Raw genomic sequence first — 12338 nt, forward strand, 5'->3', positions numbered from 1 at the left:
GCCTCTCTTGAGACTCGAAAGTTTAGAGGCTAATGTTGCGATGTTCAATCTTTGTTCTCATCATGACACTTGCCTACGCCAAGACACCCGGCTTCTGTCGCGACTGCCTTGCCGAGCAGAAGGCCGAAACGTGCCGTTGTGTGGCGTGCGGCAGCCCCCGGCTTGTGCGACACAAGGAGCTGTACGAACTGACGCTGGCGCATATCGATTGCGACGCCTTCTATGCAGCGATCGAGAAGCGTGACAATCCAGAACTCGCCGATAAGCCCGTCATCATCGGCGGCGGCAAACGCGGGGTGGTCTCGACCGCATGTTACATTGCGCGTATCCACGGCGTTCGTTCTGCAATGCCGATGTTCAAGGCTCTTGAGGCCTGCCCCCAGGCAGTCGTCATCCGACCCGACATGGAAAAGTACGTGAAGGTCGGACGCGAAGTCCGCACCTTGATGCAGGAACTGACCCCGCTCGTTCAGCCGCTTTCGATCGACGAGGCGTTTCTGGAACTCGGCGGCACCGAGCGGCTGCATCACGATCCGCCGGCGCGCACGCTTGCCAAGTTCGTCCAGCGCATCGAGAAGGAGATCGGCATAACCATCTCCGTTGGGCTCTCCTACTGCAAGTTTCTCGCGAAGGTCGCGTCCGACCTTCAGAAACCTCGCGGCTTCTCGGTCATTGGCCGCGAGGAAGCAGTTTTTTTCCTGGCACCGCGGCCGGTGACGACGATCTGGGGCGTCGGCAAGGCGTTTGCAGCCACGCTGGAGGCCGACGGCATCCGGACGATTGGCCAGTTGCAGACGATGGAGGAAAACGACCTGATGCGCCGATATGGCAGCATGGGGCAGCGGCTGGCGCGTCTTTCCCGCGGCATCGACGACCGCGAAGTGCATCTGAACGACGCGGCGAAGAGCGTCTCGTCCGAAACGACTTTCTTCGACGATATATCCCGCCATGACGAGCTTGTTCCGATCCTCCGCAGTCTTTCCGAAAAGGTCTCCTGGCGGCTGAAGAAAGATGATATCGCCGGCCAGACCGTGGTTCTCAAAATGAAGACGGCGGACTTCAAGCTGCGCACCCGCAATCGCAAACTTGAAGACCCGACCCGGCTTGCCGACCGGATATTCCGTACCGGGCTGGACCTGCTGGAGAAGGAAACGGACGGCACGAAGTTTCGCCTCATCGGGATCGGCGTCACCGACCTTTGCGACCCCGCGCGCGCAGATCCGCCCGACCTTATCGATGAGCAATCGGGTCGTAGGGCCGCAGCCGAAGCGGCAATGGACAAGTTGCGCGACAAGTTCGGCAAAGGCACCGTCCAGACCGGATATACGTTTGGCGGCAAGCGCGATCACTAATACGTGAGGCTGCCTCAGGGTTCCTTATATCAAGTTTTCCTTAAGCTTCACCGACTAGGCTTCGGCTTCAAGTATTGCGTATCGGTTGAGTCATATGTTGTCGCGTCTCGTTTTTGGCCTCGGCTTGCTGTCGGCCACCGCGCTCGTGCATCCCGCTCTCGCGGCGGATGCACGCACGCTGCAGATCTTCGTATCGAAGGATGCGCAGTCGCTTACGCTCTACGACGGCACAGAGGTCGTGGCGACCTCGAAGGTTTCGACGGGGAAGCCGGGCCATACGACGCCGAGCGGCATCTTTTCCGTCATCGAGAAGCAGAGATATCACGAATCCAATATCTATTCGGCTGCGCCGATGCCGTTCATGCAGCGGCTGACCTGGTCTGGCATCGCGCTTCACGAGTCGCATTCCGTGCCGCGCTACCCAGCATCGCATGGCTGCGTCCGAATGCCGGCAGCCTTCGCCAAGCAGCTCTACAAGATGACGGCAATGGGCGTTCCGGTTGTCATTACCGACGCGGAAGTAACGCCGGAACCGATCGATCACCCGACGCTCTTCCGGCCGGATATGCCGGAGCCGCCAGCACTGCTTTCCGACGCTTCGCTGAGGCCGACGATCGGGCAGGCTCCCGTTCAGGTCGCCATGAACGACGTCGCGCCACCGCCTGCACAAATGCCGGCAGCGAGCGCTCCCGCAAACGACACACCGATCCGTATTCTCATTACGCGCCGCAGTCTGCGCGAGGAGATCATCGACCTTCAGACATATCTCAACGAGCTCGGATTTGCCGCGGGTGAACCGGATGGCCTCCTCGGGTCGGCAACGCTTCAGGCAATCAGTGATTTCAAGTTGCAGCATCCAGTCGAGCCGACCAACGACAAGTCACCGGCAAGTGACGCGCTCATTAAGGCGGTCTATGCCGCGGCGGGCAAGGGAGCGCCGCCGAACGGCGTCATCATGGTTCGCCAAGGCTTCCAGCCGGTTCTTGAAGCGCCGATCTCGATCGAGAACCCGGGCCTTGCCCTCGGTACGCATTTCTTCTCTGTCCACAACGTCGATTTCGAAACCGGCTCGGCGGACTGGATGGGAGCGACGCTTCCCAACACACTCGCCCGCGCGATCATGAACCGGCTCGGCATTAGTAGCCTGGAAAGCTCGATCATATCAGGCACGCCGATCGCCAATGCGCTGAGCCGTATCGATATTCCTGAGGAGGCGCGGCGGAAGATCGACGCCATGCTGACCACCGGCTCGACGTTGACAATCTCAGACACCGGCCTCGGACCGGAGACCGGCGAAGGAACCGACTTCATCACCCTTACAAGAGGTTGACGTCAGACCAGCTCGACGTCGATGACGCCGGGCGCTGCGCGCAGTGCGGCAGCAATCTCCGGCGTGATACGATATTTCTGCGGAAGCTCGACTTCCACCTCGCGCTTGCCTTCCTCCTTGATCACGATGAAGGAGACAAGGCCATCGCCCTTGGCATTGAGGTGTGCCGCGACGGCACGAAGCGGCCCGGAATCGCGCACGTAGACGCGCAGGGCCTTCTGCATCTGCAGCGATTTCTCTTCCAGCGACTGAATGGTCTGCAGGCGAAGGCCGATGCCTTCCGGCCGCTCTTCCCCTGTCGCCGTGATAACGAAGGACTTTCCGGACTCCAGCACGTCGCGATACTGGTTCAACATCTCGGAGAACAGAACGGCTTCGAACTGACCCGAGGAGTCGGAGAACACGATGATACCCATCTTGTTGCCGGTCCTGGTCTTGCGCTCCTGCTTGGAAATGACGGTGCCCGCAAGGCGGCCGTTGCTCGCGCCCTGCTTCACGGCCGCCGAAAACTCGGCGAAGGTCTGCACGCGCATCTTCTGCAGAATGCTCTGGTAGCTATCGAGCGGATGCGCGGTCAGGTAGAAGCCCAGGACCTGGAATTCCTTGAGCAGCTTTTCCGAGGCCAGCCACGGCGAAAACGGCGGCAGCGAGATTCTCTCTGGGCCGGATGAAAGAGCGCTGCCGAAGATATCCGACTGGCCGCTCAGCTTGTTTTCCTGCGCACGCTGGGCGTAGCCCATGATGCGGTCGAGCCCGCCCGCCAGTTGCGCGCGGTCGAGCCCGAAACAATCGAAAGCACCGGCGAAGATCAGGCTTTCCAGCACGCGGCGGTTCACCTGTCGCGGATCAATGCGCAGGCAGAAATCCTCAAGGCTCGCGAATGGAGTGCCACCGCGGACCTCCACGATATGATCGACAGCCGATTCGCCGACCCCCTTCAGCGCCGCCAGCGCGTAGTAGATCCTGTTGTCGCCGGTCTCGAAATGGCGGAACGAGGTCTGTACCGAAGGAGGGATTACCTCGATGTCGAGACGCTTGGCGTCCTGCCGGAAGTCGTTGACCTTTTCGGTGTTCGACATATCGAGCGTCATCGACGCGGCGAGGAACTCGACCGGATAATGCGCCTTCATATAGGCGGTCTGGTAGGAAACGATCGCGTAAGCGGCGGCGTGAGACTTGTTGAAACCGTAGTTGGCGAACTTGGCGAGCAGGTCGAAGATCACATCGGCTTGCGGCTTCTTCACGCCGTTCTTGACGGCGCCATCGACGAAGCGCTCGCGCTGCTGGTCCATCTCCGCCTTGATCTTCTTACCCATGGCGCGACGCAGAAGGTCGGCTTCACCGAGCGAGTAGCCCGACAGGACCTGGGCGATCTGCATCACCTGCTCCTGGTAGACGATAACCCCCTGCGTTTCCTTCAGCAGGTAGTCGATCGTCGGATGGATCGACTCGATCTCTTCCTCGCCGTGCTTGCGGGCATTGTAGACCGGGATGTTTTCCATCGGGCCTGGGCGATAAAGCGCCACGAGTGCGATGATGTCCTCGATGCAGTCCGGCTTCATGCCGATCAGCGCCTTGCGCATGCCCGCACTTTCAACCTGGAACACGCCAACCGTTTCGCCGCGCGAGAGCATCTCGTAGGTCAGCTTATCGTCCAGCGGGATCGAGGCAAGATCGACCTTGATGCCACGCTTGGCGACGAAATCGACGGCGACCTTCAACGTGGTCAGCGTCTTCAGCCCGAGGAAGTCGAACTTGACGAGGCCGGCCTGCTCGACCCACTTCATGTTGAACTGGGTGACAGGCATGTCGGAACGCGGATCGCGGTACATCGGCACCAGCTTCGACAGCGGGCGGTCGCCGATGACGATACCGGCAGCGTGGGTCGATGCGTGGCGGTAGAGACCTTCAATCTTCTGGGCGATATCGAGCAGGCGGGCGACGACCGGCTCCTTGTCGGCCTCCTCCTGCAGCTTCGGCTCTTCCTCGATCGCCTTCGACAGCGGCGTCGGGTTGGCCGGATTGTTCGGCACCAGCTTACAGATCTTGTCGACCTGACCGTAGGGCATCTCCAGCACACGGCCGACGTCGCGCAGCGCCGCGCGGGCCTGCAGCGAACCGAAGGTGATGATCTGCGCGACCTGTTCGCGGCCGTACTTGCGCTGCACATAACGGATCACCTCTTCGCGGCGGTCCTGGCAGAAGTCGATATCGAAGTCGGGCATCGAGACGCGTTCCGGGTTGAGGAAGCGTTCGAAGAGCAGCGAGAAGCGCAAGGGATCAACGTCAGTGATCGTCAGCGCGTAGGCAACGAGAGAGCCTGCACCGGAGCCGCGGCCCGGGCCGACGGGGATGTCATGCTGTTTTGCCCATTTGATAAAGTCCGAAACGATGAGGAAGTAACCCGGGAATTTCATGCGCTCGATGACGCTCAGCTCGAATTCCAGGCGCTCGCGGTAATCCTTCTCCTCATAGCCGGGCGACATGCCGAGAGTGGCAAGGCGCTTATCCAGCCCCTCCTCCGCCTGCCGGCGCAGTTCGAGTGCCTCTTCGCGTTCCGCCTCCTCGGGATCGGCGGTGGCGCCGGTGAAACGCGGCAGGATCGGCTTGCGCGTCTTCAGGATGAACGAGCAGCGCCGCGCGATCTCGATGGTGTTTTCCAGCGCCTCCGGCAGATCCGCAAACAGCTTCGCCATTTCGGCGCGGCTTTTCAGGTAGTGATCAGGCGTCAGGCGAAACCGGGTATCATCCGAAACGATGGCGTTGTGGGCGACGGCCATCAGGGCGTCATGCGCATCATAGTCGTCACGGGTCGGGAAAAAGGCTTCGTTGGTGGCGACCAACGGCAGGTCGTGCTCATAGGCAAGGCCGACGAGCTTCTGCTCATGGCGCTTGTCGTAAGTGCCGTGCCGCTGCAACTCAACATAGAGCCGGTCACCGAAATGGCGCTTCAGCAGCAGGAGGCGTGCTTCCGCCTGGGCGGCATGCCCATCCTTCAGCGCCACGTCGACCGGCCCCGTCAGGGCGCCGGTCAAAGCGATCAGGCCGTCGGTGCCGATCTCGTCGAGCCAGGAGGCACGAATGTGGATCGATTGACCGTTGCCCTCGCCGCCGAGATAGGCGCGGCTGACAAGGTCCACCAGCCGCTCGTAGCCGGCGTCGGTGGCCGCAAGGAGCACCAGCGACGGCAGCTTGGCGAGCGCCTGCTGGCCGCCGCGCCGTTCCGTCTCCAGTCCATCCTCCATGTCGATCGAGACCTGGCAGCCGATGATCGGCTGAAGGCCCTCGTCCATCGCCTTCTGTGAGAATTCGAGGGCGACGAACAGGTTGTTGGTGTCGGTGATCGCTATGGCCGGCTGGCTGTCGCCCGACGCCTTGTAGAGGATCTTCTTAAGCGGCAGCGCACCTTCAAGGAGCGAATAGGCCGAGTGGACCCGAAGGTGAACGAAGCCCGGCGTACCACCGATGAAACCGCCTTCCGCGTCTTTCTCCGCACCCGCCATGACATGCCTTCCGATCACCTGAATCAATCAGGTCTATTCTCAGCATTGAGGGGTTGATGTCCAGACAAGGGCTGCGCTCGGACCGCATGGCAGCCATGCGGTCCCCGGAATTCTTACATTGCCATGCAGATAAGCGAGAAGCTGGCAACGAACATTGCGATGGAGGTGAATGCTGCGATATCACGGATCAAGTCAGTCATTTGGCTCTCCTGTTCTCTTATGTTTTCAATTTGTTCCGCTATTGTTCTATTGTCAACAGGATTCTTTTCCGTTTTGCTGACCGCATGGCGATGGGAGAAAAGCATGTTTAAGTTTGTATTAATTGCTGGATTGGCTCTATCGGCGGCGTTTACCGCTCGAGCCGAGCAAATCGATCCCACGCGGATCGTCGACGCGGCGACGGGGGATTGGGATGGCGATGGGCGTGCGGACCTCGCGCTGCTGGTTGCTCCCGAGGAGGGCGCCAACTATGATCAAATCGGCATCTACCTCTATCTTCGTGACAGCGACCACGAACTTCTGCGGCTTTCGCTGGCCGCACCAAACAAGATCTGGGGCAGCACCAATGCGGACGGCGTCTTCGGACAGGAACCGTCGTTGAAGGCCGTCGGCAAATCCTCCATCGCCGTACACTCACAGAACAGCGCGATCGGGCGCGATCGCTGGGACCAGACGCTGACGATGGCCTATCGGAACAAGCAGTTCATCGTTGCCGGCTATACCTACAACCACTACGACACGCTCGACCCCAATGCCGCCGGCTCCTGCGACTACAATGCACTGACCGGCAAGCTGCAGAAGGATGGCAAGGATGTCAAAGCCGAGCCACGTGTCCTCCCGATCGCTGAGTGGAACGACGACACTGGACAAACGATCTGCGGACCGTGAGGCTTGTTCTTATTTTGTTCTTTACATTTAATAGCGTTGTTGAGACGCTGTCGAGCGGAGGGAACGCCATGGATATTGTCGCATTGAACAGTTTCATCGTCGAGGCGAAGGCGAATACCTATGTCGGTGGCGGAAGCCCTGTGCCCGCCTGCCGGACAGGATCGCGCGACATCGGATATCAGCGCGGCGCCTGGCGCTATCTCGACAGCTATTTCGGCGGCGCAGATTTCGCCGGGCAAGAAGTGGTCTGGCTGGAGAGCGAACCGGTCTGGGCGATGAACTACTTCGGACGCATCGTCGAGCATTCGCTGATCGACGGAGAACGGGCGGGAACGGTGATCAAGGCTGCACTGTCAAAAATGTATGCCGAATATCGGCGCTTCCTCGGCGGCATGGAGTTCGAGCACGCCTTCGGTTACTATGCCGATCAAAGCATAGGGGACTGCAGCCATTTCAGCGGTCGCGAAGTGATCGTCGTGAACGAGCGCAGAGCCTACGAATTGGACTACCGTGGCGGTCTCATCCACCCCTAATCAGAAATCCACGACCTTGCCGTCGGCGATAGTCACGCGGCGGTCCATGCGCCCGGCGAGTTCGTGATTGTGGGTCGCGATCAGCGCCGCCAGGCCTGATTGACGCACCAGCGCTTCAAGCGCGTCAAAGACATAGCTTGCCGTTTCAGGATCAAGGTTGCCAGTCGGCTCGTCCGCCAGCAGCAGGCTTGGCGCATTCGCGACGGCACGCGCAATCGCCACACGCTGCTGCTCGCCACCGGAAAGCTCTCCGGGGCGATGCGCGCCGCGATGGCCTATGCGCATATAATCGAGCAGCTGGCCGGCTCGCTCCTTCGCTTCCTTACGCGGCAGCCCTGCGATCATCTGCGGCATCATGATATTCTCGATCGCGGAAAATTCCGGCAGCAGATGGTGGAATTGATAGACGAAGCCGATTTCGCTGCGGCGAATCGCGGTGCGCTTATCGTCCGGCAAACCATCGCAGGCCTTTCCGTTGATGATCACCTCGCCGCCATCGGGGTGCTCAAGCAGGCCGGCAATATGTAGAAGCGTCGACTTGCCTGTGCCTGACGGCGCGACAAGGGCGACGATTTCGCCGCTGTTCAGCGTGAAGTCCGCACCCTTGAGGATCGAGAGCAGCGTCTCGCCCTGACCATAGTGGCGCTCGACACCGGAAAGCTTGAGAACGGTATTCCGCTTCATGAAGAGAGCATTCCTTATTCGTAGCGCAGGGCCTGCACGGGATCGAGCTTGGAGGCTCGCCATGCCGGGAAGATGGTGGCGAGGAAGGACAGGGTCAGCGCCATGATCACAACTGAAAGCGTCTCTCTCATACTCATTTCCGCAGGCAGCTGGCTGAGGAAGTAGAGTTGCGGGTCGAACAGCACCGTGCCGGAAACCCAAGAAAAGAACTCGCGGATTTTCTCGATATTGATACAGACAACGACACCAAGCAGGACACCGGCTATCGTTCCGACGACACCGATCGCCGCACCGGTCATGAAGAAGATGCGCATGATCGCGCCAGAGCTCGCGCCCATCGTGCGCAGGATCGCGATATCGCTGCCCTTGTCCTTCACCAGCATGATGAGGCCGGAAATGATGTTCAGCGCCGCAACGAGGACGATGAGCGTCAGGATCATGAACATCACGTTCCGTTCAACCTCGAGCGCCGAGAAGAAGGTCTGGTTGCGTTGGCGCCAGTCGGTAATCGCAATTTGCCGACCGGCTGCGGCCTCGACCTTCGGCCGCATATTGTCAATGTCGTCGGGATTGTCGACGAAAAGCTCGATGGATTGAACCAGGCCCTCGGCATTGAAATAGAGCTGCGCTTCCTCAAGCGGCATGTAGATGATCGTCGCGTCGTATTCCGACATGCCGATCTCGAAAATGCCGGAGACCTTGTAGGACTTCACCCGCGGATTGACGCCCATCGGTGTGACGTCACCTTCCGGTGATATCAGCGTAATGTTGTCGCCTGCCTGGAGGCCGAGTTGGGCAGCCATGCCCGAACCGATCAACACGCCCTGCCCGGCGGCAAAACCGACCAGATCACCGGACTTGATATTACCGGAGACGGTCTTCACCTTTTCCAGGTCTTCAGGTCGGATGCCGCGTACCAGCGCGCCCGTGCCCGCACCGCCCTGACCTGAGGCCAATGTCTGGCCCTCGACCAGCGGCAGCGCAAGCTTAATGCCCGGCACGCCGGCAAGCTTGTCGGTCAACGCCGGATAGTCCGTGAACGGAGTATCGACGGGCTGAACGATCATGTGACCGTTGATGCCCAGAATGCGGGAGATCAGCTCCGTACGGAAGCCGTTCATGACAGCCATGACGATGATCAGCGTCGCAACGCCGAGCATGATGCCGATGAAGGAGAAACCGGCGATCACCGAAATGAACGCCTCCTTGCGGCGGGCGCGCAGATAGCGCCACGCCACAAGCCGTTCGAAGGCGGAAAATGGCCGGCTGGCCGGCGCCGAGCCGGATTTAGAACCCTGCTGGCTCACCGCTACATCTGCCATCCTGCCTCCCGCCTTCTTAGCCCAAGAGCTTGTTGATCGCCGCGTCGATGGTCATCGTTTCGCGGGCGCCCGTTTTGCGGTCCTTCACTTCGACTTCGCCGCTCGCGACCGCACGCGGGCCGGCGATGATCTGCAGCGGAACACCGATCAGGTCGGCGGTCGCAAATTTCGTTCCGGCGCGATCGTCCGTATCATCGTAGAGGACGTCCTTGCCGGCATTCGAGAGCGCCGCATAGATCTTCTCGCAGGCTGCATCGCACGCCGCATCACCGGCCTTCATGTTGATCACGACCGCATCGAACGGCGCTACCGACGCCGGCCAGATGATTCCGTTCTCATCATGCGATGCTTCGATGATGGCGGGAACAAGGCGGGTCGGGCCAATCCCGTAGGAACCCATGTGGACCGTATGTTCCTTGCCATCAGGACCTTGCACTTTCGCGCCCATCGGCTCGGAATACTTCGTGCCGAAGTAGAAGATATGACCCACTTCAATGCCGCGCGCAGAGAGACGCTCGCCTTCCGGAACGGCGTTGAACGCCGCTTCGTCGTGCATCTCCGATGTGGCGGCATAAAGCGACGTCCACTTGTCGAAAACAGCCTTCAGGCCCTCGACGCTGTCGAAGTCGGTGCCTTCAGCCGGGATATCGAAGTTCACGAAGTCCTTGTGGCAGAACACTTCGGATTCGCCGGTGTCGGCCAGGATGATGAATTCGTGGCTGAGATTGCCACCGATCGGACCAGTGTCTGCACGCATCGGGATCGCACGCAGGCCGAGGCGATCGAACGTCCGCAGATAGGCGGTGAACATCTTGTTGTAGGAATGCTCCGCACCTTCGCGAGTCAGATCGAAGGAATAGGCGTCCTTCATCATGAATTCACGCGAGCGCATGGTACCGAAGCGCGGGCGGATCTCGTCGCGGAACTTCAGCTGGATGTGATACAGGTTGAGCGGCAGGCTCTTGTAGGACTTCACGTAGGACCGGAAGATATCCGTGACCATTTCCTCGTTCGTCGGGCCGTACAGCATCGGGCGATCCTGGCGGTCCGTGATGCGCAGCATCTCCTTGCCATAGGCGTCGTAGCGACCGCTTTCCTGCCAGAGCTCGGCGGACTGCAGCGTCGGCATCGACAGTTCGATCGCGCCGGCGCGATTCTGCTCCTCGCGGATGATGTTGTTGACCTTGTCGAGAACGCGCTTGCCGAGGGGCAGCCAGGAATAGATGCCCTGCGACTGCTGCCGGATCATGCCGGCGCGCAGCATCAGCCGATGAGAGACGATTTCCGCCTCCTTGGGATTTTCCTTAAGGATGGGCATGAAATAGCGAGACAGGCGCATGGCGAATTCCAGAACTGTTGAGACACCGCATGTCGCGGAATCGAAGGCGGATCACAAATATTGGCAGCGTTCATAGCTGCTTCGCGAAAGGAAAGAAACCCGCCGCGGGCTGAAGCGGTCTGCCGTTAAAGCAAGTTCGCACCCGCAAAGCAGACAAAGTAAGAAAAAGGCGAAATTATAATGGTTTGTACGATATTCTTATGAACAGAAAAAATTTGCTGGAGTGTAGCAAAAATGCAAAAAAACCTGATGACAAAGCCCATTCTTTGAGCTAGCTTTAGCCCACAAAACAGGCAGGGAGCTAAATTCCTGCCGATTTCGCGGTCAAGTCTTGGGAGGATCAGATCTTAGGCGCGCTCGTCGCAGCCCCGGCAACGGATAAGGATCACGCGATACTTAAAACAAGGCTTTCAGCCTTGTTTTTTTTTGGCTTTTCTCAACCACGTTCTGCCATCCGAGCCCCTCGCTGCCGTTGCGTGAGGCCTCGCCTGCCGTTACGGCAACTGCATGCCGCAACTTCATGACATGTGTGTGACAGCGAATATCTGTATCCGCCCAAAAACTGGGCAAACGCCCTAAACGTTTGAGAACGATGGGCCAATCTGCGGCAGGGCGTCGAAACCCCAACCGAAGTAATTCGAAGCGATATACCAGAGCCCGTAGATGACAGCCGAGATGATCGTCGTCATCGAAAAGACGAATACCGGCCGAAACCGGCTCGGGGCGCTGTGTACGGTCCCCAACACGATATCGTTATCTTCCGCTTGCGTGCGCAGGCCAATCGGCAGGACGGCAAAGAGCGTGATCCACCAGACGATAAAGTAGACGGCAAAGCCCTGTAGAAATATCTGCAGCATCGAATTGTCCCGCTAGGCTCTCTGCGACTGCGGTGCTTATAAGCCGAAATGTCCGTTAACTCAAAGCCGGTTCGGACCCCAATGACGGTTTTTGCCGCGTCTCGGTCACTCTGCCGCAGCCCGCTCAGACCTGCTCCAGCTCGATCAGGGTGCCGAAAAAATCCTTCGGATGCAGAAAGAGCACCGGCTTTCCATGGGCGCCGATCTTCGGCTCACCATTGCCGAGCACTCTTGCACCACCTTGCACCAGTTGGTCGCGAGCGGCGAGGATGTCGGCAACTTCGTAGCAGATATGGTGCATTCCTCCAGATGGGTTCTTCTCCAGGAAAGCAGCGATCGGCGAGTCCGCTCCCAGCGGCTCCAGCAGTTCGACCTTGGTATTCGGCAGCTCCACGAAGACGACTGTGACGCCGTGCTCCGGCAGAGCCTGCGGGGCAGAGACAGTTGCGCCGAGCGTGCCCCGGTAGGCGGCCGTTGCGGCCGCAAGGTCCGGAACGGCGATGGCGACATGGTTGACCCGGCCGAGCATG

The 12338-nt window shown here is 59.7% G+C and carries 10 protein-coding genes; 4 read left to right on the top strand and 6 right to left on the bottom strand.

The genetic code is table 11. The features are described from left to right. Positions 1-62 precede the first annotated feature (62 nt). Together C934_RS0112385 and C934_RS0112390 are read left to right on the top strand one after the other, a co-directional pair. Positions 63-1352, top strand: coding sequence for a DNA polymerase IV (locus C934_RS0112385; protein ID WP_026371766.1), 1290 nt, complete (start codon positions 63-65; stop codon positions 1350-1352). A gap of 94 nt (positions 1353-1446) precedes the next feature. Continuing rightward, on the top strand, positions 1447-2682 hold the full coding sequence (locus C934_RS0112390; RefSeq protein ID WP_018857034.1) for a L,D-transpeptidase family protein: 1236 nt from the start codon (positions 1447-1449) through the stop codon (positions 2680-2682). 2 nt (positions 2683-2684) lie between these two features. Here the strand turns inward: C934_RS0112390 and dnaE are convergent, their stop codons facing one another. Beyond that, entirely contained in the window at positions 2685-6185 is a 3501-nt protein-coding gene (dnaE, locus tag C934_RS0112395) for a DNA polymerase III subunit alpha (protein ID WP_018857035.1), read from the bottom strand. A 303-nt stretch (positions 6186-6488) separates the two neighbouring features. Between dnaE and C934_RS0112405 the strand changes: the two genes are divergently transcribed. Together C934_RS0112405 and C934_RS0112410 are read left to right on the top strand one after the other, a co-directional pair. After that, positions 6489-7073 (top strand): hypothetical protein, encoded by a 585-nt coding sequence (locus C934_RS0112405; protein ID WP_018857037.1) that lies wholly within the window; start codon positions 6489-6491, stop codon positions 7071-7073. A 68-nt stretch (positions 7074-7141) separates the two neighbouring features. Further along, on the top strand, positions 7142-7606 hold the full coding sequence (locus tag C934_RS0112410) for a DUF5680 domain-containing protein (protein ID WP_018857038.1): 465 nt from the start codon (positions 7142-7144) through the stop codon (positions 7604-7606). Here the strand turns inward: C934_RS0112410 and C934_RS0112415 are convergent, their stop codons facing one another. From C934_RS0112415 to mce, 5 genes are all read right to left on the bottom strand, one after another. Continuing rightward, positions 7607-8290: an ABC transporter ATP-binding protein gene (locus C934_RS0112415; RefSeq protein WP_018857039.1), complete on the bottom strand. Its 684-nt coding sequence runs from the start codon at positions 8288-8290 to the stop codon at positions 7607-7609. It lies immediately after the preceding gene. Positions 8291-8304: 14 nt separating this feature from the next. Continuing rightward, entirely contained in the window at positions 8305-9612 is a 1308-nt protein-coding gene (locus C934_RS0112420; RefSeq protein WP_018857040.1) for a lipoprotein-releasing ABC transporter permease subunit, read from the bottom strand. Positions 9613-9628: 16 nt separating this feature from the next. Further along, on the bottom strand, positions 9629-10951 hold the full coding sequence (gene proS, locus C934_RS0112425) for a proline--tRNA ligase (RefSeq protein ID WP_018857041.1): 1323 nt from the start codon (positions 10949-10951) through the stop codon (positions 9629-9631). A 575-nt stretch (positions 10952-11526) separates the two neighbouring features. Beyond that, a complete protein-coding gene (locus tag C934_RS0112430) occupies positions 11527-11808 on the bottom strand; it encodes a DUF1467 family protein (protein WP_018857042.1) in 282 nt (93 codons plus the stop codon). Positions 11809-11932: 124 nt separating this feature from the next. Beyond that, complete coding sequence (gene mce / locus C934_RS0112435) at positions 11933-12337, bottom strand: methylmalonyl-CoA epimerase (protein ID WP_018857043.1); 405 nt, start codon at positions 12335-12337, stop codon at positions 11933-11935. Position 12338: the final 1 nt, after the last annotated feature.

It is taken from the genome of Rhizobium sp. 42MFCr.1, from assembly GCF_000377185.1.
Taxonomy (GTDB): Bacteria; Pseudomonadota; Alphaproteobacteria; order Rhizobiales; family Rhizobiaceae; genus Rhizobium; species Rhizobium altiplani.

Bases quoted from the DNA above. Each gene is read 5' to 3' on its own strand.
- dnaE (WP_018857035.1), bottom strand. From the start codon at position 6,185: ATGGCGGGTGCGGAGAAAGACGCGGAAGGCGGTTTCATCGGTGGTACG.
- C934_RS0112415 (WP_018857039.1), bottom strand. From the start codon at position 8,290: ATGAAGCGGAATACCGTTCTCAAGCTTTCCGGTGTCGAGCGCCACTAT.
- C934_RS0112410 (WP_018857038.1), top strand. From the start codon at position 7,142: ATGGATATTGTCGCATTGAACAGTTTCATCGTCGAGGCGAAGGCGAAT.
- C934_RS0112420 (WP_018857040.1), bottom strand. From the start codon at position 9,612: ATGGCAGATGTAGCGGTGAGCCAGCAGGGTTCTAAATCCGGCTCGGCG.
- C934_RS0112390 (WP_018857034.1), top strand. From the start codon at position 1,447: ATGTTGTCGCGTCTCGTTTTTGGCCTCGGCTTGCTGTCGGCCACCGCG.
- proS (WP_018857041.1), bottom strand. From the start codon at position 10,951: ATGCGCCTGTCTCGCTATTTCATGCCCATCCTTAAGGAAAATCCCAAG.
- C934_RS0112405 (WP_018857037.1), top strand. From the start codon at position 6,489: ATGTTTAAGTTTGTATTAATTGCTGGATTGGCTCTATCGGCGGCGTTT.
- C934_RS0112430 (WP_018857042.1), bottom strand. From the start codon at position 11,808: ATGCTGCAGATATTTCTACAGGGCTTTGCCGTCTACTTTATCGTCTGG.
- mce (WP_018857043.1), bottom strand. From the start codon at position 12,337: ATGCTCGGCCGGGTCAACCATGTCGCCATCGCCGTTCCGGACCTTGCG.
- C934_RS0112385 (WP_026371766.1), top strand. From the start codon at position 63: ATGACACTTGCCTACGCCAAGACACCCGGCTTCTGTCGCGACTGCCTT.